At 45.5% G+C, this 22,929-nt stretch carries 24 protein-coding genes; 10 read left to right on the forward strand and 14 right to left on the reverse strand.

All coding sequences use genetic code 11. The features are described from left to right. The first annotated feature begins 11 nt into the window (after window positions 1-11). The gene (locus tag FFM80_RS03800; RefSeq protein WP_137639575.1) at window positions 12-611 is read left to right on the forward strand and encodes a hypothetical protein; all 600 of its coding nucleotides are present in this window, start codon (window positions 12-14) and stop codon (window positions 609-611) included. A gap of 614 nt (window positions 612-1,225) precedes the next feature. Further along, window positions 1,226-2,869 (forward strand): peptide ABC transporter substrate-binding protein, encoded by a 1,644-nt coding sequence (locus FFM80_RS03805; protein WP_137639576.1) that lies wholly within the window; start codon window positions 1,226-1,228, stop codon window positions 2,867-2,869. Window positions 2,870-2,932: 63 nt separating this feature from the next. Here FFM80_RS03805 and FFM80_RS03810 read toward each other — a convergent pair whose 3' ends face one another. Both FFM80_RS03810 and FFM80_RS03815 read right to left on the reverse strand, forming a co-directional pair. Beyond that, a complete protein-coding gene (locus FFM80_RS03810; protein ID WP_137639577.1) occupies window positions 2,933-3,364 on the reverse strand; it encodes a pyridoxamine 5'-phosphate oxidase in 432 nt (143 codons plus the stop codon). Between the two features lie 143 nt (window positions 3,365-3,507). Beyond that, window positions 3,508-4,221, reverse strand: a complete 714-nt coding sequence (locus FFM80_RS03815) for a hypothetical protein (protein WP_137639578.1) — start codon at window positions 4,219-4,221, stop codon at window positions 3,508-3,510. 170 nt (window positions 4,222-4,391) lie between these two features. Here FFM80_RS03815 and FFM80_RS03820 point away from each other — a divergent pair, with 170 nt between their 5' ends. Then, window positions 4,392-4,904, forward strand: coding sequence for a hypothetical protein (locus tag FFM80_RS03820; protein ID WP_137639579.1), 513 nt, complete (start codon window positions 4,392-4,394; stop codon window positions 4,902-4,904). A gap of 66 nt (window positions 4,905-4,970) precedes the next feature. On the opposite strand, the gene FFM80_RS03825 is transcribed toward FFM80_RS03820, so the two are convergent. Beyond that, entirely contained in the window at window positions 4,971-5,849 is an 879-nt protein-coding gene (locus FFM80_RS03825; RefSeq protein ID WP_137639580.1) for an EamA family transporter, read from the reverse strand. Then, the gene (locus FFM80_RS03830) at window positions 5,846-6,418 is read right to left on the reverse strand and encodes a TetR/AcrR family transcriptional regulator (protein WP_137639581.1); all 573 of its coding nucleotides are present in this window, start codon (window positions 6,416-6,418) and stop codon (window positions 5,846-5,848) included. The genes FFM80_RS03825 and FFM80_RS03830 overlap by 4 nt, the downstream gene beginning before the upstream one ends. Before the next feature lie 365 nt (window positions 6,419-6,783). Here FFM80_RS03830 and FFM80_RS03835 point away from each other — a divergent pair, with 365 nt between their 5' ends. Continuing rightward, window positions 6,784-7,320 (forward strand): hypothetical protein, encoded by a 537-nt coding sequence (locus tag FFM80_RS03835; protein WP_137639582.1) that lies wholly within the window; start codon window positions 6,784-6,786, stop codon window positions 7,318-7,320. A gap of 193 nt (window positions 7,321-7,513) precedes the next feature. Here FFM80_RS03835 and pepI read toward each other — a convergent pair whose 3' ends face one another. The 5 genes from pepI to FFM80_RS03860 form a co-directional block, all read right to left on the reverse strand. Then, window positions 7,514-8,398, reverse strand: a complete 885-nt coding sequence (pepI, locus tag FFM80_RS03840) for a proline iminopeptidase (RefSeq protein ID WP_137639583.1) — start codon at window positions 8,396-8,398, stop codon at window positions 7,514-7,516. 27 nt (window positions 8,399-8,425) lie between these two features. Further along, on the reverse strand, window positions 8,426-9,982 hold the full coding sequence (locus tag FFM80_RS03845; protein WP_137639584.1) for a PucR family transcriptional regulator: 1,557 nt from the start codon (window positions 9,980-9,982) through the stop codon (window positions 8,426-8,428). 579 nt (window positions 9,983-10,561) lie between these two features. Next, complete coding sequence (locus FFM80_RS03850; protein ID WP_137639585.1) at window positions 10,562-11,212, reverse strand: nitroreductase family protein; 651 nt, start codon at window positions 11,210-11,212, stop codon at window positions 10,562-10,564. 29 nt (window positions 11,213-11,241) lie between these two features. Then, window positions 11,242-12,087, reverse strand: a complete 846-nt coding sequence (locus FFM80_RS03855; protein ID WP_137634297.1) for an acetoacetate decarboxylase family protein — start codon at window positions 12,085-12,087, stop codon at window positions 11,242-11,244. A 30-nt stretch (window positions 12,088-12,117) separates the two neighbouring features. Beyond that, window positions 12,118-12,978 (reverse strand): SDR family NAD(P)-dependent oxidoreductase, encoded by an 861-nt coding sequence (locus FFM80_RS03860; RefSeq protein ID WP_137639586.1) that lies wholly within the window; start codon window positions 12,976-12,978, stop codon window positions 12,118-12,120. A 290-nt stretch (window positions 12,979-13,268) separates the two neighbouring features. Here FFM80_RS03860 and yaaA point away from each other — a divergent pair, with 290 nt between their 5' ends. Next, window positions 13,269-14,015, forward strand: coding sequence for a peroxide stress protein YaaA (gene yaaA / locus FFM80_RS03865; protein WP_137639587.1), 747 nt, complete (start codon window positions 13,269-13,271; stop codon window positions 14,013-14,015). A gap of 52 nt (window positions 14,016-14,067) precedes the next feature. Here yaaA and FFM80_RS03870 read toward each other — a convergent pair whose 3' ends face one another. From FFM80_RS03870 to FFM80_RS03880, 3 genes are all read right to left on the reverse strand, one after another. After that, entirely contained in the window at window positions 14,068-15,108 is a 1,041-nt protein-coding gene (locus FFM80_RS03870; protein WP_137639588.1) for a zinc-dependent alcohol dehydrogenase family protein, read from the reverse strand. A gap of 168 nt (window positions 15,109-15,276) precedes the next feature. Beyond that, window positions 15,277-15,849 (reverse strand): plasmid pRiA4b ORF-3 family protein, encoded by a 573-nt coding sequence (locus tag FFM80_RS03875; protein ID WP_137639589.1) that lies wholly within the window; start codon window positions 15,847-15,849, stop codon window positions 15,277-15,279. A gap of 30 nt (window positions 15,850-15,879) precedes the next feature. Further along, the gene (locus FFM80_RS03880) at window positions 15,880-16,545 is read right to left on the reverse strand and encodes a type 1 glutamine amidotransferase (protein WP_137639590.1); all 666 of its coding nucleotides are present in this window, start codon (window positions 16,543-16,545) and stop codon (window positions 15,880-15,882) included. A 102-nt stretch (window positions 16,546-16,647) separates the two neighbouring features. Between FFM80_RS03880 and FFM80_RS14705 the strand changes: the two genes are divergently transcribed. From FFM80_RS14705 to FFM80_RS03895, 3 genes are all read left to right on the forward strand, one after another. After that, the gene (locus tag FFM80_RS14705; RefSeq protein WP_263390479.1) at window positions 16,648-16,770 is read left to right on the forward strand and encodes a hypothetical protein; all 123 of its coding nucleotides are present in this window, start codon (window positions 16,648-16,650) and stop codon (window positions 16,768-16,770) included. Window positions 16,771-17,025: 255 nt separating this feature from the next. Continuing rightward, the gene (locus tag FFM80_RS03890) at window positions 17,026-17,394 is read left to right on the forward strand and encodes a type II toxin-antitoxin system RelE/ParE family toxin (RefSeq protein ID WP_137639591.1); all 369 of its coding nucleotides are present in this window, start codon (window positions 17,026-17,028) and stop codon (window positions 17,392-17,394) included. Then, a complete protein-coding gene (locus FFM80_RS03895; protein ID WP_137639592.1) occupies window positions 17,381-17,656 on the forward strand; it encodes a helix-turn-helix domain-containing protein in 276 nt (91 codons plus the stop codon). Before FFM80_RS03890 ends, FFM80_RS03895 begins: the two co-directional genes overlap by 14 nt. Before the next feature lie 84 nt (window positions 17,657-17,740). Here FFM80_RS03895 and FFM80_RS03900 read toward each other — a convergent pair whose 3' ends face one another. Beyond that, window positions 17,741-19,699, reverse strand: coding sequence for an elongation factor G (locus tag FFM80_RS03900; RefSeq protein WP_137639593.1), 1,959 nt, complete (start codon window positions 19,697-19,699; stop codon window positions 17,741-17,743). Between the two features lie 183 nt (window positions 19,700-19,882). On the opposite strand from FFM80_RS03900, the gene FFM80_RS03905 reads away from it, so the two are divergent. Next, window positions 19,883-21,295: a 4-hydroxyphenylacetate 3-hydroxylase N-terminal domain-containing protein gene (locus tag FFM80_RS03905; protein WP_137639594.1), complete on the forward strand. Its 1,413-nt coding sequence runs from the start codon at window positions 19,883-19,885 to the stop codon at window positions 21,293-21,295. A gap of 63 nt (window positions 21,296-21,358) precedes the next feature. On the opposite strand, the gene FFM80_RS03910 is transcribed toward FFM80_RS03905, so the two are convergent. Next, window positions 21,359-21,895 carry a hypothetical protein gene (locus tag FFM80_RS03910; RefSeq protein ID WP_137639595.1) on the reverse strand — a complete coding sequence of 179 codons (537 nt, stop codon included), beginning with the start codon at window positions 21,893-21,895 and terminating at the stop codon, window positions 21,359-21,361. A gap of 327 nt (window positions 21,896-22,222) precedes the next feature. Here FFM80_RS03910 and FFM80_RS03915 point away from each other — a divergent pair, with 327 nt between their 5' ends. Further along, window positions 22,223-22,876, forward strand: a complete 654-nt coding sequence (locus FFM80_RS03915; RefSeq protein ID WP_137639596.1) for a FusB/FusC family EF-G-binding protein — start codon at window positions 22,223-22,225, stop codon at window positions 22,874-22,876. Window positions 22,877-22,929: the final 53 nt, after the last annotated feature.

Genomic DNA, 22,929 nt, shown 5'->3' on the forward strand with positions numbered 1-22,929 from the left:
GTCTAATTAACATGTCAAAAAAATTGAAACTGGGGTTAATAACCTTGGGCGCTGGCGTGCTGGGAATAGTCGGGATGCTTAGTTGTCCACTCCCCTCACAAGCAGCTAGCCACAACACGATTCCGATAACGTTGCGGGGAACGTGGTATCAAACTAACTCGACCTTTAATAAACATTATAAGGAGGTTCCCGCCAAAGGTTATCGGGTGATGAAGTTAAGTCGACATACGCTCACAACTTGGAACATTAACAATTGTGGCAAGCGGACAAGTAAAAAATGGGTTGTTTTAGCTAGCAAATATAAATACGATTATCGCCATTTATACGTTACCAAAGGACCCTTATTTAATAAACATCGCTATGTCTGGAACCTACCAGACATGAACTTACAAGACGTTCAACCCCGGGGGCGGAAAAACACGATTGGCGAAACCGATGGCTGGGCTTTTTGGACCTTCAATAAAACAGTAGCCCATAAAAAGTATCACTTGCTCGGCACTTATCAACGACAAGGTTACGTCGATATCTGGTCAAAGAAGAAAGTGCACCACGTCTTTTCTTATACGACACGATCTAGTAAAAAGCTACGGACATTAGGCATTAAAAAATAAACATTTAAAAGCAACTGGCAAAGTCTAAAGCTATCGACTTTGCCAGTTGCTTTTCTGTGATTTACAGGTGTTTTAAACTAAAATACTTTCAAAATCAGAAAACTGAATTTTTGTTTTTGAATCATCATAAGGTCTATTTTCACCCCAAACAATCACTTGCAATTAAGTTTCAGTGTTGACAAACAAATTCCTCCTGCGCTACACTAGGTTCAACTTAAATATCGTCCTTATAAACCAATGAGGTGGAGATCAAGATTATCGTGCCCGCACAGAGAGTCATCGTTGCTGAGAGTATGGCCGAACGCAGGTAATTAAATGGACCACCGAGGGCTTTTCCGAAATTTCGAGAGTACGAAAAGACGTGCGGCATACGTCAGTTGTCAGGAGAATGATGGTTCTCTACTAAGAAGGAGTGCATATTTAGTCAATTAGTGACTGAAGTGGACTCAAGTAAGGTGGCACCGCGGTTTATTAACCGTCCTTAACACAGCATTGGCTGGCTAAGGACGGTTTTTTTGACTTTAAAACGGGGTGAACCAGATGCAACAACAACGATGGCAAAGCTTAATGATGACGACAACCAACTTAATTTAAACCTTTGGGAGGATCAACTCATGAGCTTATTTACACACAAAAAATCTTTATTACTAATCGGTGGGATCATCATTATCGGCGGCATCGCCTTCACCGTTAATGCCCAATCAAAACCGACGAAAACGGCAGTAGCACAACGGCTTAATCTATATGAAGCCACTGCTTTAACAACTTTAGACGTCTCTAAATCGACTGACGGCGTCTCAAATGCCCAACTTAGCCAAGTCAACGAAGGGCTTTACCGCTTGGATAAAAATAGCCAACCGGTCAACGCCTTAGCTAAAAAAACGACGATTACCAATGGCGGTAAAACTTACCTGATCGACCTACACAAAAACGGCCACTGGAGCAACGGACAAGCCGTTACCGCGCATGATTTCGTCTATGCTTGGAAACGAACCGTCACCCCAAAGACCAAGTCGGAATTTACCTATCGTTTTACTAATATCAAAAATGCGAACGCCATTATTGCTGGTAAGAAGGCCCCTAGCACGTTAGGTGTCCAAGCAACCGGTAAGTATCAACTCAAGATTACGTTAAGCAAGCCCGCCGCTTACTTTAAAAAGTCATTGGCTAGCACGATTTTCTATCCGTTGAACCAAACAGCCGTGAAAAAATACGGCAATAAATACGGAACTTCGGCTAAAACAACGGTCTTTAACGGCCCATTCGTTTTGACCGGCTGGACTGGAACAAACGATCACTGGACCTTGAAGAAGAATCCCCGTTATCGGGATAAAAAAGTGGTCAAACTTAACCAAATTAACTATCAAGTACTAAAGTCTGGGACCACCGCTTATAACCTCTATCAAGCCAACAAGCTAGACATGGTCACTTTAACTGGTGAACAGAACATTCAAAACCAGCATAACCAAGACTTGAAGACCTTGTCCGCTGGGCGAGTCGGCTTTATCCAATACAATCAAAAGGATAAAGTCGCGGCTAATCAGGCTTTACGTACGGCCATTTCACTCGCCATTAATCGCCAACAATTGGCTAACAAAGTCCTTGAAAATGGCTCAATCGCCGCTAAAAGTTTTGGCGTCTACGACATGCTCAAACAGCCTAAGACCGGGACTGACTTCATCGATGATGCAACCGTTAAAAATACCGCGACAACTAACTTGCCACTTGCTAAAAAAGACTATCAAACGGCTTTAAAGCAATTGAAACAATCGCATTTAGACTTGACGATTACTTGTGGCGATGACGATACTAGCCATCAAGTCGCGGAATTCCTGCAAGGACAATTAACGAGTCATTTAGCTGGGCTAAAAGTTACCATCAAGGCCATGCCATTTACCGCTATGCTGGGCAAAGTCTCACACGGTGAGTTCCAACTGAATCTGACCAGCTGGGGCATGGATTTCGCAGATCCATCGCAAGCCCTCACCATCTTAACGTCTAAGAGTAATTCCAACATGGGTCATTACCAAAGTAAGCCTTACGATCAAGCAATGGCTGCGGCGGAAGGCACGGACGCGATGACCCCCACGACTCGTTACCAAGATCTCGTCAAAGCCGCTAAAACCGCAATGACTGATCAAGCAGTGACACCCTTATATGAAGGCCGTTCACACGTCTTAGTTAAATCGCGTGTTAAAGGCGTGGTTTATAATAAGTTTAGTGGTGACATGAATTTCCGAGCTGCCTATGTCAAGTAAATTCAATTAGGATTAAAAAAATCAGTCAACAAATTCGTTGGCTGATTTTTTTACGCTTCAATGTTAGAAACGCAACGTTCCTTTGCCTTGACCCAAACCTGGATCAACAAAAACGTCTTTTAATTTCAGTTCAAAAACGACTAATTTCGATCCAATCATATCCCAAACCTTTTGATAATTTGGCACCGTATCTAGATACAACGGTAATAAATCTTGCATCGTCAAAGTTGACCGCTTTAGTTGCACGTGCTGGGCACGCATGTAAGGATTACCCGCAGTGCCATCGTTAGGTACCGTGATAAATGCGACATCGGGATCTTGATCATAGACCGCCAATGCAGGGCTGTCTTTAACTGATGAGAAATACAACGTATTTGGTTGTTCCTCACGCCAAACGATGTTTACAATCTTAACGTCGGCTTCGTTATTAACCGCCGTACTCAACGCAATCTTATTCGTCGTTGCTTTAACTTGTTTAAAGCCTGCAATATCCATTATTATTCCGCCCTTCGATTAGTCTCTCTTAGGAACTAATTATACCGCAAATTCCAGCTAAAGCAAACAAGCGTTCGTGGTGATTGTACGATTATAATACGTTTTGTTCCACGTGAAACATTCCCTTTAACTCAATTAAATGATTATTTCAAATTTGGATATTGCTGTAACAACTTCCCCGCCGACGCCGCTAAAGCGGCATTAGTCGCATCGCCACTACCCGCAAATGCCTGAATAATGTCAGCATCGGGAATCCCCTTAAGCACTGATGCTGAAAAGCCTTGATTTGATACTAATAGCCGCCGTAAATCATTGGCCTGCTGATGTTCAGCTGGCGAAACCGTCTTCGAACTGCTAGACGTTGACTTAGCAGTTGCTGAAGAACTAGCCGCTTCACTAGACTGACTGCTTGCAGCTTGGCTAGCCTTGATTGCCGAAGCTTGTTTCGCCTTGACCCGGGTAGCCAAGTGATCTAAAGCAGTCGTTAATGCCGTTGACCCAGTTGCCTTTTGGCCTTGTGCTAGTTGCGTTTGGGCCCTAGCATAATCCTGCTGATCAAAAGCCGTCTGTGCTTGATTAAGCGCTCGAACTTGCGTCAAATAATGTCTGGCCCGTTTGGCTTTTGGTTTAGTATCGACAGCATTTTCAAAGTAGGCTTGTGCTTTAACGTATTTGCTACGGGCCACTGCATCTGGCCCCTTCTCCAAGCTTCGTTGATAATAAGAAGCCAGTTTAACTGAGCTAGTCTTGGCACTAGTGACTGGCTTGTCCGATTGCGCTTGCTGACCACAGCTCGTTAATACCGGTGCCACCACCAGCAAAGAACTAACTATTAACACCCTTTTTAATCGTCGCATGGTTATCCCTCCAAAAGATACTCGTTTACCATAACCATAGCGATCCGATAACGTTCTTGCAACGGTTTAAGTACTGGCTGCTTTCCTTGAAACTAACTATCCTAACTGTCATTGCAACGCCCACATCTTTTTCTATAATTAAAGATGATGACAAAGGAGGAGTTTAAAAAATGAAACACATCAAAAAGGTAGTCTTAGCAATGGCAGCCATCACAGCACTAGCTGTCACCGTGCCACTTGCACCCACAGCTTCCGCACAAGCTAGTACGACCACCACGCCTAAAACGTTACGTGGCACCTGGTACACCTACGCTGGGAGTCATCGCTATAACGTCACCAAGATTACAGCACATACCGTGACGCGCTACGACCTAAGTGCTCGCGGTAAGGTCAGTGCCAAGCAAAGCTATACCAATCATAAGTCTGGTCGTTACCGTTTGCATGTCACGAAGCATCGCAACCGTTACGGCGGTACCGTCTATAGCCTTAACAAAGGTCAAGCCGACTATCAAAAATTACCTTTAATGTGGGTTAGCCATCGTCGTATTCATGGGACCCGTTACCGCGTCTTAAAAAGTTATACCAATGGCGGTTACTTTAACGTCGCCACTAAACATAAACTCACACACAGTGGCTCTTATCAATACATGGGCAGTAACCCGTTGCACCAAATCGGTAAATAAAAAATCAGCGTTCATTGCCAATTTCGGGCGACGAACGCTGATTTTGTTTCACGTGAAACTATTCGATTACTTAAACTTGATACCCGGTCGATTAGCGAAGATAACGGCACTAATAATCACGATTACCCCGACTAACTGTAGCCAGCTAACCCATTCACCTAACAGTAAGAACGCCACCACAATCGATGCCGGCAACTCCAGTGACGATAAGATGGGGCCGACCCCCAACGGCACTAACGGCATAAAGCGTGAATAACACGCTAGCGGCAAAATCATTGAGAAACAAGCCGTTAGTAACCCCCATTTCACCGCCACTAACGAGAACGGCACATTGATCAACTGCGGTCCCCAAGCTACCACAATTAAGCCCAGCGCACCGACACACAATAACCAGGTCTTCGTTAATGGCTCCAAGTTATTGCCGAGACTCGCGGTAAACTGCAAGGTTCCCGCATAAGCGACCGCCGCAAGAAAGCTAAACAACAACCCCCAACCGGACAATGCTGTCGTGATGGGCAATAAATCGGCCGCCAAGACCGTACCGGCTAAGACTAAAATAATGCTCAATAATTGTCGTCGTGACGGCCATTGACGCTTGATCATTGCACCCAGCAATACCGACAACCAGACTGATTGCATCAACATCACCGCAGCGACAGCCACCGGAATCGACCGTAACGCTAAGATATAAAATGTATTGGTAAATCCAGAAGCGGTCCCAGCCGCCATCACTAATAAGACTTGTCGCCAACTAGTATTCTGCGCATTTAACCGACGCCCACGACTCACGTGAATGAGCGTTAAAATCACCGCTGAACTAAAAAATGACCAAAACAACAATGATCCATTTTGAACCCCCGCGCGGCCAGCCAACTTGAATAAGGATGCTGGAATCCCATAACTGATGGCGCCTAAACCGACGATCCATGGTGCTAGTCGTTTCATTGATTTTCCACCTCGGCGGTTAACGCCTGTAAAGTTGCCGTTTGAAAGGTCGCTAGCAACTTATGAATCATGCTTAATGGCTCGACTTGACCATTTAGTAACCAGTTGCGCCAGATCTGATAAACGCCGGCGCTCATAAACTGCGCCCAATACTTTTTCTGGACAGCCGTTAAAGGCGTTGTCACTAATAAATCATCATAGAGCCGAGCCAAATTTTCGTTAAATAATTGCTGAATAACGGGTTCAAAACCACGGGTCACTGCTAATTCCAATGTCGTCGCATAATCCGTGAAGAAACGCCCTACTGCCGCCTGTTTTTGGTCAACCGGGACATGTTGACGGATATCATCAAACCGCGCAGCAATCACCGGTGCAAAATAAGCCGTTAAGACATCAGCCAATGTCGTAAAGTTACGGTAGAAGGCCATCCGACTCACGCCTGCGCGCTTGACGACTTGGGTCACGGTCAACTCACTTAAATCTTTCGTTGCTAGAAGCTGCAATAAAGCCGTTGCGAGATACGTCTTTGAATCCTGTTTAATCGCTTGCGCATGCTTGGTTGCTGCCATAACACTTCCCTCTTTCTGTCACAGATACCCCTTAACCACTAGCATCTGGTTTAAGTTCATTGTAAGCTATTTTTACAGACGTTACAAATGTCACAAAAATATCTTGGAGGCACTTAAACATGCAAAAACAATTAGTTGTCGTCACTGGCGACAGTGGCTTTATCGCCATCCATATCATTTTACAATTACTACAGCAAGGCCAAAGCTGAACGCCTACTTGACTGGCACCCTCGTTCGGCTCGGACTGCTATCCTTGCCACCGCCCAATCAATGTTTGCTTTGAACCTCATTAAACCGGTATAAATATAGTTATTGTGAACTAGCTCTCACATCGCTATACTTAGCCTTACGAGGGAGCGATGCACATGCCATTATTATCAAAAAAGCACTTATTACTGAGTACAACCCTATTAGCAGGTCTCATGTTGACCACAATCATTGCTAAACCAGCTCAAGCCAGCACCATCAAAGACTTCAGCCAAGTGACCCACAACTGGAACACCGACAACGTGATTACGAAACTCCAACTTTACAAAACGAAACACGGTCACTACACGATTGGTCCGCACGCGCGCAACTACTTCAATCTGCGGATTACTAACCGAACGAACCAAGCCTTTCGCTTCAAGTTCACCCGCCTCGTCGCTGACACTGATGGCGGTGAGTTCGATGGCTACCTTTATCAGCTAGCTGACCGGCACAAAGCCGTTATCGTCCCAGCGCATCGCACCGTTACCGTTAAAAAGGCCTTTGCGATCAACCAACAGAACTTAGTGAAATGGGACTTCCCCCACAGCGAAAATTACTTGAGCTATGGTAAAAAAACGACCCATTACCTTTTCAAGATTACGCCGAAGAACTATTATCGGCTATATCAAAGTAACTATCACACGTTCGATTAGTCTAAAAAAGTTGCCAGTGATTAGCTGACAACTCTTTGCAGTTTGACTTTCAACAACCAACCGTGCGATAATACTCACGGTGCCAAACCACGATGGGGGTACGCGATCGGTGCGCAAGCATTCTGAAGGTCGCCGCACCTCATCATGACAATCTCGAGTAGAACGCGAGATTGTCTTTTTTTATCGATATTTTTCAGTCATGCGCCGCTAACCAATGTTTGAGCTGGTCAAAGTAAGCCACCGGTTCATCAATAAAGGCCATATGGCGACTGTGCGCAAATAACGCCCATTCAGCGTTTGGTAATTGGTCAACCATCGTTTTCGCCACTAAAGGCGTACATAAATCATTCGTCCCACTTGTCACTAAGGTTGGGACTGTCACTTGTGCTAAGGCCGCGGTATAATCATAAGCTTTCAGGTTCCCGGTCGGACAATATTCGTTAGGACCCCACGCAGTTTGATATGCCAAGCTGCCGCTAATTTTAGGCCGCTGTAAATACGCTGGTGACGCCGCCGTCACCGGACCAGCTGCATGTTGTGCCATATAGTGCCGGTTGGCAGTCACATAAGCGGCCCCCGTAAACTCACCCGTCACCTCTGCGGTCGCAATCGCCGCTTGATCCACTGGTGATAAATAGCTGATTAAACGATGTTGCTCCTGAGCCCAGAGTTGTGCCGATGACAAGGTGCTGGCTAGAATTAGGCTCTGAATGCCTTGAGGCCGTTGATCACACAAATACATAATCGCTAACATCCCGCCCCACGACTGACCTAATAAATGCATCCGATCCAATCCCAAATAATCACGAACGGTTTGCAGTTCCGCTAACCAATTTTCGGCCCGATACCAACTGGGGTCACTGGGTAGCGATGATTCGCCACAGCCAAGCTGATCGTACATCACGACAGGTCGGCCCGTCTCAGCTGCCAATTGATCAAACGCCTCAAAGTAATTATGCGTTGAACCTGGGCCACCATGTAATAATAGTAATGGCGTTATCCCAGTCGTTAAATCACCAACTACCCGATACGCCGTCTGAAACTTTTGAAATGGTATCATACCGGTTTTAACTTGCATCCTCATCATCCCTTTCACCCTAACTCATCAATGCCGCGCCGCCGGTTGTGGATCTTCTTTTGGCAACGGCAACGTCGATTGATAATTATTTTTCACCAAGAACCGCCGCAATTTAAACCCCGAAGCAAGCTTAAAACAAGTCTCCGCATCCCGTAAATCACACCCCGTAATCTTCGAAATATGCTTTAAGCGATTCCGCAACGTATTGGGATGAACATAGAGTTCTTTCGCCGTGCGCGTCAAGTTACAAGTGGCTTCCAGATACGCATCCAACGTTGGCACCAAGTTCGTTCGATTCTTAGCATCGTACGCAATCAATACTTTTAAGGCCGGGTTAATAAAAAATGGCAAAATCTCAATATGGTTAACCCGCGCCAACGATAAATTAAAAAACTCGTCTTCGCAAAAAACAACTCGATCATGGTACGTCCGCAGCTTGGCTGTCCGGGTGCACACCGTATACGCCGCAAACGTATCTTCCGGCCGTTGATAGAAATTCGACACAATCAACCGGCAATCAGTATGATTCGCAGTTTGGGTCAGTCGTTCTTTAAAATCAGGACTATTATATGTCGCCAGCGATAAGCTTACCAATGCTAAACAATTATGCTGATAGACCGAAACCAGGACCTGTGAAAATTGTGGGGCTAATAAATATTGCAGTCGCTGTTGCAAGACCCGTGCCGATTGCCCCGCTAACGGTTCGCATTTAATGATCACCATCGCATCTGGTAAGGTGGCATGTTGTTCTGAAAATTGTGCGGCAAATGTCGTACTTTGACGCTCCGTTAATAGTACATTAATCAAGCGATCCCGTTGTGACTCCGCAGTCGGCATAATCTGGTTTTTGACCAGCGACCCCGCCAGTACTTGACTGAGGCCACCAATCAGTAACGCATGGCTCGCATTCAGAGGCGTTTTAATCGCCGGCATCACTAAATACCCCAGCGGTTCCCCTTGATGAGCCAGCGGTGCGATCAGCATCGGCCCCGATGCTAAATTATCTTGAGCCACATAGATCTGGGTCAAGAAGTCGCGTTTTCCTGGGGCAAAGCCATGTTCCAATAACCACCGACCAATTTGATTTTGCTCGACCGCCGCACTAATACTGGCCCCATTAATCTGCGTTGTATGTGAGCGCGACAAGATCTGACCATTCAAATCAATAATCGCTACCGGATTTTTAAGTAATTGGACCGTCTGATCCAACACCGTATCAAAATCAGCCGTAATGGCATCAATGGCAAGTTGATTAATCGTCAGTTGCACGGTTTGAACGGGTGCTAACCACTCCCCAATCTTGAACAAAACTTGCATCAGCTGGTTCTCCAACCCAACCGCCACCTTTTTCGGCACGGTCAATTGGAGCACTCCAATCCGGCGCAGCTGACCTTGATCGTAATAACTTAACTTCACTTGATGCGCCGTCACCAAATTCAAGAATAAAACATGTTCTTGAAACTGCCGGACGTCATTATTTCCTAGTTGTGCTTGTTCAATCTCCGTCGTCCCCGCCGCAAAGCTAGGTGCCAACGTTAGGTCAAAGGTCGTAGCTAACTGTTGTACTAATTGCTTAAGTCGCATCATTCATCCCCCGCAAACGTCTAAATCTTAGTACGATTTTTGAATCATCAAAACACTGTTTGCATACTTGATACTCATCATAATTGCCGCCTGCCACTCTGGTTGGTCCAGAATCGGCTGGAACGTGGTGGCCGCGTTTTCGAGCCACAGAACGGTCTCGAAAACCGGGCTTTATCTAAGTCGGAAAATCACCGACCAAGATAAACGACACCACTGAGCCAATTCTGGCCCGCCCGTCGTTAATCAGAAATTGCTGATTATTTAGTTCAACCAGTAAATTTAGCCGAAAGGTTGGTTCCTAAAATGCTCAGCCGTGTCGTTGGCCTTAGTGCGAGTGGTCTGCTCGGACTTAGGCCAAGGTCAGTTTTGAAGACCGATTTTCAGGGCTTCAAAATGACCCATGGCGTTCCAGCGTTTTAGGAACCAACCGGCAGGCGGCAACCCAAATCACACACCTCAATCATAAGGAATGAAAGCGTTATTGTAAAGATGAAAGTGACAATAAAAGTCCACCGCCAACATTTAGTTGGGACGGTGGACTTTCATATTTATTCAAGTGGGAAATGATGAACCCTTAATTTAGAGGAATTCGGTCTGGGTCTTCGTATCATACCGTTGCGTATGCAATGGTTCTGATGCGGCTTTCCCTAAAGCAATCCCCATGATTGGCACGAAGCGCTTAGGATCTAAGCCCAAAGTTGGAATCATGTGTTCAAAGTCGATGCCAGAAAAGGCATTGGCGTCATAACCATGAGCCCGGGCAATCAACAAGAGTTGAGCGCCAACGATGGAGCAGTCCATCGTCGCATCAAACTTCAAAAATTCTGGAGTGGCTTTTTCATATAATGGTAAGAAGGTCCCCAAAATCTGGTCCAAACGTTCCTTGGTGATGTTACCATCTTTATAAACCTTATTCCAAACATCCCGATAAACCAAGTGGGATTGAGTGTCCCCAGCGATGAAGACAATCGCTGATGCTTTATCAACTTGTGGATAGTTGAATGGCATAACGGCCTTCTTGAACTTTTCCTTCGCTTCGGGCGTATCAATTACCACGAAGTGCCAAGACTGCAAGTTGCAGGCTGATGGCGCAGTCGCTGCTTCTGATAGCATTTCTTGAATTTCATCACGGTCGATTTTAACGGCTGGATCGAAATCCCGAACTGAATGCCGATTGAACATCACATCAGCTAAATCATTATTACCTAATTTTTTAGTCATCGTTGCCATATTAATTACCTCGTTTTCAAATCTGGGTCTTAAATTTTATATGACGTTGCTTTCGGGTTGAAGAAGCCACGGTCGTAACGGCCGGTTAAGAGCTTAGGCATTGTTTCATCAGTATCGACTTTTTCAAGCTTCAAGGTATTGAACATAATGGAAGTATCGAAGTGGAACCAAGCCGCGCCTAATGGCTTCAAGACTTTTAATTCACCAAATGGATCGTCATCAGTAGATTGTAATTCAATCGATAAGTTCCCTGGTTCAACTTGATCTGCTAATGAACGCAATTGGGTCGCAACCAATTCAACATTGTTAAAGTGGTTAGAACCATCTTCATGTTGGTCAATGTCATAGGTATAGAAGAAACTATTCATTTCAGCTTCCTTACCTAAAGCCAATTGCCCAGCAAATTGCTTCATAATTGATGGATCGTTCAATTCACCAGCGGTCCAGTCAACCTTCAACAAGGTCTTACCATGACGTTCAACGGTCGCTGTAGCGGAGTTGTCGTTACGACGTAATTCCATTGCGTCAGCCAACTTCTTAGGAATCCCAGCGCCTTCACGGCCAGCAATCATGCCGCTTTCAGCACCTGGGCCATGTAACAAGAGTGAGATTGGATAGGCACCCATCATCTTATCTTTGTAGCTAACTAAGGCAAAGAGGTTTAATTCAAGGTAAGGACCGCCGAAAGTTGGCTTGCCCATATGAACAACATAACCGCAAACAACTGGAGCCATGAGCTTCAATGGCGCTGGAATCAACTTCTTCAAGACAGCTTCATCGGTCGCATATGCGAAGCCTAACCCTTGCTGGTCGTTCATACTTGGTAAATTCAAGAAATTCTTGACATCATCATTACTTACAACATAACTAGCCATAATTTAACACTCCTTTGTAATTAGCCGTAACTACATAATTCCGTTCATAACACTGACATCTGGTGCGCCATCGTTGACGATCCGGTGAACCCGATCAGCAATCAATGGGTTGAATTCTGGATGGGTCAAGATGTAGAAACGATTGTCTTCCAAGGCTTTGAAGACCGTGTCAGCGATTGAATCGATTGGTTTCCCATTAGTAATGACATACTTCGCAAACTGCTGCCCCTTTAAATAGGCTTCGCTTTGATAGTACGGGTCACTCTTATCGGTATATTGAGCTGGACGATGATTTTCAGTATGGTACAAGTCCGTCTGAACAAAGCCTGGGCACATGACGTGCATGCTAATATCAGCCTTAGCCCGCTGTAAATCATAAGCGGTGGCTTCAGTCATCCCAACGGAAGCAAACTTGCTAGCGTGGTATGACGGCATTCCGGGAGTGTCAACTAAGCCGGCAATTGAAGCGACATTTAAGATATCCCCGTGGGTCTTTTGTTTCATCATAATTGGGATAACCCGTTGCATCGCGTAAACTTGACTCATCAAGTTAACATGCATGATCCATTCCCAATCCCGGGTTGGTAATTCCCACATCCGACCTGGTAAAGCGATCCCAGCGTTGTTGATCAATAAGTCAATCTGACCAAACTTAGCCATGGCTTTGTCAACGGCCGCGTCAACATCAGCTTCCTTCGTGACATCGGCACCAATCATCATGGCTTCCGTGCCAGCGTCGATCGCGGCTTGATAGGTGTCCTTTAAGGCATCTTCATCCATATCGACTAAGGCTAACTTCATGCCGCGCTTAGCCCCTTCTTCAGCGATAACTTGGCCAAAGCCATGGGCCGCGCCAGTGATGAACATTACTTTATTCTTAAAATCCTTCATGATCACAGACTCCTTTAACAACTTAATTTTTTGTGAAAATAATTGCTAAATCATCAATTTAAAACTTTTTCGGTCGACCGGTTAACCTCAAGTACAGCTATATTGTAGCGCTTACATTCGGTGCTTCGTAAGAGGTAAAAACCACACAAATTGCGAACCCAAACTGTAGGATTCTCACATCTAACACCTTAACTATTAATTCACAAATTCATTAAATGAGTTAGTCGCTGTGACCGGCAAACTATGCTACGATAACACTATTATCTTGTCAGAAAGCTGGTTAATTCTTAATGAAAATCATCATCGCCCCCGCTAAAAAGATGCTCGTCGATCCCGACTCATTGGCCTATCAAGACTTGCCACAGTACCTAGCCCAAACAACTCAGCTCTTAGCTCAATTACGACAACTTAGCTATCCAGCAGCAAAAGCCCTCTGGCACTGCAGCGATAAACTCGCCCAACCGAACTACGCTTGGTTGCAGAAGCTGGACCTCAATCGCCAATTAACGCCCGCGATTTTGAGTTACAGCGGCATTCAGTACCAATATATGGCGCCTGATATTTTCACCGAACCAGCCTTGGCTTATATTCAAGCAAACTTGCGTATTTTATCGGGCTTTTATGGGATCCTACGTCCCTTTGATGGCATCGTCCCTTACCGACTAGAGATGCAGGCTAAGCTCGCGGTCAACGATGCCCCTAACTTGTATGCCTTTTGGGGTGACTTACTTTACCAAGCGTTAGCTGGTCCCACCGAACCGATCCTCAACTTAGCGTCACAAGAATACGCTAAAGCCATTACCCCATATTTACAGCCACAACAAGCATTTGTCACCGTCGTCTTCGGGAGTCTGATCGATGGCAAGCTCAAGACTAAAGCCACGCTAGCTAAGATGGCCCGCGGGGCGATGGTTCGCTATTTGGCTGAGAATCAGATAACTGAACTAGACGGTGTCAAAGCCTTTGATCATCCAGATTATCGATTTGACGCGACCCGTTCAACGGCAGCTCAACTGGTTTTTATTTATCAGCATTAAAAAAGGCGTTGCCTAGGTTGATTTTCCCTAGACAGCGCCTTTAATACGACCTTTAGTCACTGATAACTAATAATGATTTAATGGCTTCGCGTTGATCCATCGCTTCGTAAGCCGCCTGAATTTGGTCCAAAGTGAACCGTTTGGTGAAGACCTTGCCGGGATGAATGTCACCCTTTAGCACAGCATCCAATAAGACGGCCCGATCATCAGTCGTGACGGAAGCAATCCCACCGCGCAGACCGATATTTTTCCAGAATAAGTTGTTGGTATTCATTTCAGCCTTTTGTGGCACGCCGACCCGGCCAACGACTGCCCCGGGACGACCAACTTTAACCGCCGTATCCACTGAAAGTTCGGTCCCCACACATTCTAAGACTGCATCGGCACCGGCACCAGCCGTCAACGCTTGCACCCGCTTTACGGCATCATCACCACGTTCGGCAATAATATCCGTTGCGCCAAACGCCTTGGCTAGCGCTTGACGATCGGCATGCCGACTCATGGCAATAATGCGTTTAGCACCTAGTAAATGCGCTGATAGCACGCCGCACAGACCAACGGCACCATCGCCCATGACGACGACCGTGTCACCCGCTTTAACTTCCGCACTCTTAGCGGCATGATAGCCGGTTGCCATGACATCGGATAAGGTCAATAAGTCATTGAGCTGATCATCCGTATAATCAGCGGGTTGTCCCGGAATCTTGACTAAGGCCCAATCTGCCTGCTTAAAGCGTAAGTATTCACCTTGATAACCAACGATTTCATCATCGGTTGGATTCAAGCAATCACCATCAAAGCCGGCTAAACAAGCGGCACAGTGCCCACAACCGTGCGTAAACGGGGCAATCACAAAATCGCCTGGTTGAACGTTGGTCACGGCACTCCCGACTGACTCGACAATCCCAATGGCTTCATGGCCAACTGGTGAATTTAAAGCCCGCTTAGAGATACCACGATACCACCACAAATCTGACCCACAAACACACGCCCGGACGATTTTTAAGACGGCATCAGTCGGATTCTTGATCGTTGGTTTCGGTAACTCTTGAACGACCATTTTTCCTGGTTCGGCAAAGACTGCTGTTTTCATACTTTTTTCCTCCTAATGACTCACTAGATACCTTTAGTGTAGCCGTTTCAACGCGACTGAGCTAGTAAAGTTAATTGCTAACCCTAGCTTACCCCTTCAAGTGGACTTTAAGGCAAATATAAAAAGGACGTTCACCAGCAATTTACGCTGATCAACGTCATCTAAACCCTAAAAGTCTTCGTTCAATTCACTAATTGGCGCTAGGCCCAAGTTCTCTGTATGCACCATCTGTTCACCAGCCCGGGACCATAACCACAATTTCTTGTTCAAGGCTGCTTTGTCGAATTTTTCAGGTTCTGGCAAGACTTTACCAGTCTCTTCATCGTAAGTGGCGTCTTCAGGAATATTGTTACCACGATAAGTGACACAACTTGGAAGCGCCGTGCCTGGTAGGTCCGCAAAGGTAATGATCTTGTTCAACGAAATCAAATGTTCCCAAGTTGCTCCGAAATCATAAGTATAGACGATATCCGTCTGCAATAAGTCGGGATAAACATAGGCTTGGGTGGTCAGAATTTCATCATCATCAAAGCCCATTCCCGTTAATGCGGGAACATATTGCCGGGCTTGTCCTTTCAAATGAAACCCATACAAATGGTAGTTTTCCCACCCAAAAGCAAGTTGAATCAAAACGTGTAGCTGGTCATAACGAATCGACAGTGGCACCACTAACTTCCGATAAACCGCGGGATGCACCCCCGCTAACTTAATCATTAATTCCATCGCAGCAGCATTATCCATCTTACAACACCTTCGACTTTCATTTATGGTCTAATTGGTCAGATAATCTAAAATTTTAAATAACGTGGTTTGCGTCGCTTCGGGAATCGGCGCCGCTAAAATATCAGCAGCAGTCTGCCCTAAAACAGAGCCGGCAATATACGCATGGTCATTGACGACCATCTCCCGCACATTGGTCACTTGGGGTTCCAGATGAAACTGGAGACCAACAATTCGGTGTCCCAGTACGAACCCTTGATTACAAACGGCTTCACTCGAAAATAGTAACGTGGCTGCAGCCGGAATCGTAAACATCTCTTCATGCCAGTGCAGCACGTTGAGCGTGGCGGGCAGATCTGGAATCACCGTTGCTTGTCGATACACGGGCGCCCAGCCGACTTCTTTAGCTGGCGCTTTGGTGATTGGATAACCCAGCGTTTTCGTAATCTGTTGGGCACCGAAGCAAGCCCCAAATATCGGCGTATCGGTCGCCATTAACGCTTTAATTAAGTCACGTTCTTGCCTGATCCAGGGCAAGTCATCGTTAGGACTCATCGGCCCACCTAAAATCACCAACAGATCCGTTTGGGCGGCGGTTGGTAATTGACCGAACTGGTAAGGATGGTAGATATAGAGTGCATGCCCGTGTCGTGTTGCCCAATCAGCAATCATCCCCGGGCCTTCATCTGGCGTATGTTGCAAAACATTAATTCGCATAAATAACCTTTCGTCAACGGCAAAAATTTAGTTTGGGACTCGCCTGCAAACTCCCATATTAATATTATTATAGCACCAACTACTTATTTGGCGGCCACAAAAATGAAAGCGCTGACTTTCTTTAATCAAGCTAAACAAGCCCTACCACTACCCGAAAACGCTACGCTACAAAGTGCTTACCAATTTGGCGTTCAAGCTGATTTGTTAGCTACTTTGGTCGTGTAGCCAGACTTAAACCTTCAACAACCAATACGCTGAGACTGGACAAACGCTTAATCCAACCACAGCCACGATGATTCTTAAACGTTTGCACGTTGCTTATTCGCAAAAAATGTCACCAGTTAGTAACCACGCAACCAATAATTATATCTACCCTTGATAGCTTTTCCTTTTCTAATTTATTTCCGAATAAGCAGTTGATATAACCAAGCTTCAATATCATATAATGGTATTTACTCCTATATACGATATAATCAGGCTATGAAAAAGCCAGCGTTCGAATTCTACCAACGACCAAATGGTCACACTGAATTTATCGAGTTTCTACAAACTCTCCCAGAAAAAGATCGCGCCAAGTTAGTCGCAAATATTGCCAATGTGCAGGACCAAGGATTAATCGTAGCTAGAAAGATGAAATGGATTAAAAGAATAGATGATAACTTATTTGAACTACGATCAAAAACTGGCAATAATATTCAGCGCGGCCTGAACTTTCATGTAACTGGGACAAATTATCAAATTACACATGGTTTCACTAAAAAAACACAAAAGACACCCTCACACGAAATACAACATGCCTTAGAAATCAGAGCCGAATATTGGAAGGAGCACAACCATGACCAGCATTAATTTTAATAGTTATTTGAAAAACGCCTTAAAAGATCCTGCATTTAAGAAGGATTTCGATAATGAATATTCAAAATTAGCCAGCGCAGCAGCACTGATGAAGGCTCGTGAAGCTGCTGGACTGACGCAACAAGAACTTGCAGACAAAGCGGCTGTACCTCAATCAACTATCACTAGAATTGAACGTGGTGCTAACACTTCTTTTGATACCCTATCAAAAATTGCATTTGCTTTAGGAAAACGATTGACTATTAGTTTCTCTTAACTAAAAATGACTTCATCCAACACTCGTGCTAGTAGGATGAGGTCATTTTCAGTTGGTATTACATTTATAGTACGACCAACATTTCTATAATTCAGCTAACTCGGCCGCGGTATAAACATACGGCACATGCGCCATTGTCGGCACTTGATCCCAAGGCACGGGATAACCAGCACCATGCGCACAAAAGACCGAATCTGGCGTATTTTCTAAATCAGCAACCGGTTGATACGCTTGGGCTGCTACCACTTCTTCAGCGTTGTGACAAGGCCGATAACCATCAATCAAGCATTCTAGTTGGCCCTGTCCATGCGTATAAGCATTGACCGATTGCGAATAATCCTGCATCTCAGCCACCGGTGCCGTCCCAGTCAATACAACTAAGTCACTGCCGTTAGCAGCTGGCTCTGGACCTTCAAAGCTACCTTGCATCCGTTGAATATCCGTCATTGCCCGACCAACTTGAGCCTGGCCCACCTCTAAGCGGAATCGATACCATGGCTCTAGTAACTGGCACGCCTGTTGGGCTTTCAGCATCATTAAACCTTGCCGTACCGCCCGCCAGGTGGCTTCCCGAAAGTCACCGCCGACCGAGTGTACATTGCTGGCGCGCCCTGTTACGAGCGTTAGCTTCACATCCGTTAACGGGGCGCCAACTAACACCCCCAGTTGATCCTTCGCCTGCAAATTCGACAACACTTGATGTTGCCAATTGCGACCCAATACTTCTAACGGACAATCAGCTGCAAACGTCAGTCCACTACCCGGTGCAGTCGGTTGCAGGAGTAAATGTACTTCTGAATAATGGCGCAACGGCTCAAAATGACCGACGCCTTCCACTGCTTGGGTAATGGTTTCTTTATATAAAATACTCCCCTCACCAAAGCCAATGTCTAACTGAAATTGCGTCTGGAGACGTTGCTGCAAGATCTCTAATTGGACCTTTCCCATAATCTGTAACCGAATTTCTTGTAATTCCGCTGACCAGACCACGTGCAGTTGTGGGTCTTCATCCGCTAACTGTTGCAAGATGGTTAGACAGTGATGCAGATCATTGTCTTTGGGATCAACCGTATAATTCAAGACGGGTTGAATCACCGGCATCGCTGCATCAGGTTCAATCCCTAGTCCTCGCCCCGGATGCGTGTCTGTCAAATTAGGAATCGCCGCCACGTCATCAGCCGTTAAAGTCGGCACAATTTGAAATTTTGAACCGTTATAAACGCGAATTTGATTAATTTGCTGATTATCAAGGAGATACCCCTTCGTTTTCAATTCGCCACCCGTAACACGCAACCAGGTCAACCGGGTCCCTGCATCGTCATATGACACCTTGAAGACCCGCGCCCCGAATGTTGATTTAACGGGCGTTGGCTCAGTCCACTGGGCCAGTCCTGCTAGCAAGTCATCGACTCCATCCACCTTGAGCGCCGCACCGAAGTAACATGGAAATACAGCTCGTTGCTGAATCAGTTGCTTAATGGTAGCTGCCGTCAATTCACCAGTCTCTAAATACTGTTCTAAAATCGTGTCGTCTTGCATCGCCATCGTTTCGATCGTCTCAGCGGACAGCGTCGCGTCAAAAGCCACGCACCCGGCCGACAACTCTGTCTGTAGTTGCGTTAACAGGGCCGCCTGATTGGTTCCCGGAACATCCATCTTATTCACAAAAATGAACGTTGGCACGTGATAATGTGCCAATAACCGCCATAAAGTCCGTGTGTACCCTTGAACACCATCAGTCGCCGAAACGACTAAAATCGCATAATCGAGCACACTTAAAACTTGCTCCGTTTGCGATGCAAAATCCACGTGTCCCGGAGTATCTAGTAACGTTAACTTGAGATCTTGATAGCTTAAATTCGCCTGATGCGAAAAAATGGTAATCCCGCGTTGCTTTTCCAAATCATCGGGATCTAAAAAAGCATCCCCTTTATCAACGCGACCCAATTGTCGAAGCGTCCCGGCTCGATACAGCAACGCTTCAGATAACGTTGTTTTACCGGCATCGACATGGGCGATAATGCCCGCTGTAATTGATTGCATAATATCCCGCCTGTCTTAAATAAAATAACTGCTATGTACCCTATCTATCATAACATGCTACTTGCCAGCACCCAGTTTGCAAAGTCAGCTAGTAAACCACGCTTAACTATTTTTAAGAAACCGCTTTATTCATGATAGATATCTGTTATAGTGAAACTGATAACCAGTTAGGGGGACTTTCACATGCACACGATCGAACAACTCGACGATGGACGTGCCGTTTATTTAAATGGCAAGCTAATTCAGGTTTCTGAAATACCGATTTTTCGGAAAACGCTCGCGTTGAATAACCAATACTATACCCTGCAAAAGACCCATCCAGCAGTTCACACTTACCAAGAAAATGGCCACAACTACGACATTGCCTACAAAGTACCACGCAATGTGGCTGATTTGCGGCAAAAGCATCAGGCCTATCAGGAAATTGCGCAAACCAATAACGGAATGCTAGGTCGCACCCCAGACTTTTTAGCCACCGGGATGGGTATCTTAGCGGAACGCTATGCCTTCTTGGGGCATAACAAATGGACTGATTTCGCTGTCAATGCGAAACACTATGCTGAATGGATTAAGGCAAATGACATTTTTATCAGTCATGCCCTGCAAAATCCACAATTAGACCGCACTAAACCGATTAATCAGATTCCTAGCGGTTACACCGGGGTGCATACCGTTGAACGCCGCGCTGACGGCATTGTGGTTTCTGGCGCCAAAATGGTGAATACCATGGCGCCAATTGCAGATGACTTATTGATCTTCAATCCACCGGAATTATTGTTGGAAAAAGGCGATACTAGTTATGCCGTTGCTTTTGCTACCCCATTGAATACACCCGGCGTTAAGATTATTTGTCGGAAGTTACTCGATCATCCCGGCTATACCGAAGACGATTATCCACTAAGCAACGCTTTAGATGAGATTGATGCCTATGTCGTCTTTGACCAGGTCTTCATTCCATGGGAAAAAGTCTTCGTTGAAAACGACACCGACATGAGTAACCGCTTCTTCATCGAATCCGGGATTTTTGGGCACACCTCGCACCAAGATGAAGTTCGCGGGATTACCAAGTTGGAATTCGCCACTAGTTTGGCGATTCGTGTTGCCCATACGTTAGGCTTAGATGGCTTTTTAGGTGTTCAAGAAAAGCTTGGTAGTTTGACGGCTCACTTGGAACTGATCAAAGGCACGATTGCCCGATCCGAAGATGAAGGCCAACTAGACGAATTTGGGATATACACCCCGAACTTACAAGCTTTATTAGCCGTTCGCGCTAGTTTACCCGCCTTTTATGATGAAGCATTGCGGGTCATTCAACACTTAGCTGCGGGCTCAATGGTCGGTGTTCCCGGTTTTGAAGAATTCGCTGGCGACAATGGGCCAATCTTGGATCAAGCATTGACGACGTCACGAGCTGATTCACGGGAACGGTCGAAATTATTGAATTTAGCATTTGATTTAAGTAGTTCTGGTTTCGGCCAACGTCAGTTAATGTATGAATATTATCATGGCGGTGACCCGATGCGAATTCGCTCGAAGCATTATTTGGATGAGGATTTACAGGCTGGAAATGCGATGTTGGATCGGTTATTAAAATAAGACGATAGTCACAACTCAAAAAGTAGACTTCAGACAAATTTTGCCCGAAGTCTACTTTTTTGACTACAATTGATAGTGCCGATCACCTTTAAACCAACGCTTAGCATTGGCTTTAGCAGCTCTTTTAGAATGATAGCCATACCCATCCGTCCAAATACCTGCACCACCGGCCATTTGTAACAGCTGAACCTTTTTCCCGTGAATTCGATGTGTCACTTTACGATAGTAATCCCCATCCCCGGCACTCTGATACCAGCCATAAGTTTGCGTCCAATGTTCCCCTTTGTAGGTAAAATTGCGCCCAATAATCCAACTTGGATGTTTCATTTTAGCACCCTGTTTCGGATAAGCCGTCGTCTTACGTGAATGCAACCGATTGGTATACTTACCATCTGACATTTTTCGTGTTGAAATCTTAATACGGATGATTTTATGATCATAGTTGTCATAAGTATACCAAGTTCCCCGTATCCGCTTGGGGAATGTTTTAATGGTATACGCTGACGCTTGTGCCTTTTGATCGTTTGGCTTTAAAAACAAACCACTCACCATTATCGCCAACGTTGCCAGAAACATGACTAATAGTCGTTTGACTTTCATTTGTTACTCCTCCTCCATTTATCATTAATCTTAGTTCAAACACACATATCGTTCAATCAGTAAAGTCTAATATGAGAGGCCTTCATTAGTCTAATTTAATTAACCCCGAATGTTTCACGTGAAACATTCATCGCTTTGGTTATTCAAAGTTGCCAAGTATTTCACTTTCTTGTATACTACTAACCATTCGGCCACAATGGCGAAATAAGGAGATGATCAACGATGATGGCATCGTTATTAGTACGGAAAAGTGCTGCCTGCTAGCGACACTTTTCTGCTCGACCTTTCAGAGAAGTGTCTAGTTTGAATCTGAAAGGAACTTTATTTATGAAACCAACTATTACCACCTATCAATACAATTACATCACCCAGCAAGTTGACGACCTCGTCAGTGCGGAGCTTTCCGTTAATGATAAACAAGTGTTGGCAGCGGTCTTGGCTAAAATTCTCGACCGCATTACCCCACTCTTGCCAATGGATGAACCGGTTGCCCAAACTTTTGTAACTCAGTTGCGAGCGGAGCGGCTCACACGTGCGAAAGCGGCGAAACTAATCGCACCGCTAGTGCCGTTAGTGATCCCGTTTCCACAACTAACGTCCAAGCAACTGGAAAAGCTCTTCCGGAAAGTTAAAAAGCTGAAACAACCTAGCTGGTCAGCGATGCACTTACACGAAATGACTTACTTGGGTTGGAATGATGGTGGTAGCCAAAAGAAATACCTCGTTGCCCCCTATCAAGGCCGCTTAATTGGGATTCAAGGTGAACTCGCACCACAAACGGTCAAAGGTGTTTGTGCGATTTGCCAAACAATCGGAAATGTCGCCCTATTCTTATCAACAACCAAATCGTCTGGACTGGGAACCTACACTAAAAAGGGCAATTACATTTGTCGTGATAGTGCCCAATGCAATCGGCAATTAACTGATCCACAGCCGTTAGCCGACTTTTTGACGGTTGTTCGACCGCAACGAAAAAAATAGCCTAATAAAACTGGCGCTCAAGCAAGACTCATACATCGAGCCTTGCTTGGGCG

The sequence above is a fragment of the Lactiplantibacillus dongliensis genome (assembly GCF_005405105.1).
GTDB lineage: Bacteria > Bacillota > Bacilli > Lactobacillales > Lactobacillaceae > Lactiplantibacillus > Lactiplantibacillus dongliensis.

Excerpts from the sequence above, each read along its gene's own strand:
- FFM80_RS03800 (WP_137639575.1), top strand. The coding sequence starts at position 12 with ATGTCAAAAAAATTGAAACTGGGGTTAATAACCTTGGGCGCTGGCGTG.
- FFM80_RS03915 (WP_137639596.1), top strand. The coding sequence starts at position 22,223 with ATGAAACCAACTATTACCACCTATCAATACAATTACATCACCCAGCAA.
- FFM80_RS03850 (WP_137639585.1), bottom strand. The coding sequence starts at position 11,212 with ATGGCAACGATGACTAAAAAATTAGGTAATAATGATTTAGCTGATGTG.
- FFM80_RS03890 (WP_137639591.1), top strand. The coding sequence starts at position 17,026 with ATGAAAAAGCCAGCGTTCGAATTCTACCAACGACCAAATGGTCACACT.
- yaaA (WP_137639587.1), top strand. The coding sequence starts at position 13,269 with ATGAAAATCATCATCGCCCCCGCTAAAAAGATGCTCGTCGATCCCGAC.
- FFM80_RS03860 (WP_137639586.1), bottom strand. The coding sequence starts at position 12,978 with ATGAAGGATTTTAAGAATAAAGTAATGTTCATCACTGGCGCGGCCCAT.
- FFM80_RS03905 (WP_137639594.1), top strand. The coding sequence starts at position 19,883 with ATGCACACGATCGAACAACTCGACGATGGACGTGCCGTTTATTTAAAT.
- FFM80_RS03805 (WP_137639576.1), top strand. The coding sequence starts at position 1,226 with ATGAGCTTATTTACACACAAAAAATCTTTATTACTAATCGGTGGGATC.
- FFM80_RS03810 (WP_137639577.1), bottom strand. The coding sequence starts at position 3,364 with ATGGATATTGCAGGCTTTAAACAAGTTAAAGCAACGACGAATAAGATT.
- FFM80_RS03835 (WP_137639582.1), top strand. The coding sequence starts at position 6,784 with ATGCCATTATTATCAAAAAAGCACTTATTACTGAGTACAACCCTATTA.
- FFM80_RS03895 (WP_137639592.1), top strand. The coding sequence starts at position 17,381 with ATGACCAGCATTAATTTTAATAGTTATTTGAAAAACGCCTTAAAAGAT.
- FFM80_RS03900 (WP_137639593.1), bottom strand. The coding sequence starts at position 19,699 with ATGCAATCAATTACAGCGGGCATTATCGCCCATGTCGATGCCGGTAAA.
- FFM80_RS03830 (WP_137639581.1), bottom strand. The coding sequence starts at position 6,418 with ATGGCAGCAACCAAGCATGCGCAAGCGATTAAACAGGATTCAAAGACG.
- FFM80_RS03845 (WP_137639584.1), bottom strand. The coding sequence starts at position 9,982 with ATGCGACTTAAGCAATTAGTACAACAGTTAGCTACGACCTTTGACCTA.
- FFM80_RS03910 (WP_137639595.1), bottom strand. The coding sequence starts at position 21,895 with ATGAAAGTCAAACGACTATTAGTCATGTTTCTGGCAACGTTGGCGATA.
- FFM80_RS03870 (WP_137639588.1), bottom strand. The coding sequence starts at position 15,108 with ATGAAAACAGCAGTCTTTGCCGAACCAGGAAAAATGGTCGTTCAAGAG.
- pepI (WP_137639583.1), bottom strand. The coding sequence starts at position 8,398 with ATGCAAGTTAAAACCGGTATGATACCATTTCAAAAGTTTCAGACGGCG.
- FFM80_RS03875 (WP_137639589.1), bottom strand. The coding sequence starts at position 15,849 with ATGGATAATGCTGCTGCGATGGAATTAATGATTAAGTTAGCGGGGGTG.
- FFM80_RS03855 (WP_137634297.1), bottom strand. The coding sequence starts at position 12,087 with ATGGCTAGTTATGTTGTAAGTAATGATGATGTCAAGAATTTCTTGAAT.
- FFM80_RS03820 (WP_137639579.1), top strand. The coding sequence starts at position 4,392 with ATGAAACACATCAAAAAGGTAGTCTTAGCAATGGCAGCCATCACAGCA.
- FFM80_RS14705 (WP_263390479.1), top strand. The coding sequence starts at position 16,648 with ATGAAAGCGCTGACTTTCTTTAATCAAGCTAAACAAGCCCTACCACTA.
- FFM80_RS03880 (WP_137639590.1), bottom strand. The coding sequence starts at position 16,545 with ATGCGAATTAATGTTTTGCAACATACGCCAGATGAAGGCCCGGGGATG.
- FFM80_RS03815 (WP_137639578.1), bottom strand. The coding sequence starts at position 4,221 with ATGCGACGATTAAAAAGGGTGTTAATAGTTAGTTCTTTGCTGGTGGTG.
- FFM80_RS03825 (WP_137639580.1), bottom strand. The coding sequence starts at position 5,849 with ATGAAACGACTAGCACCATGGATCGTCGGTTTAGGCGCCATCAGTTAT.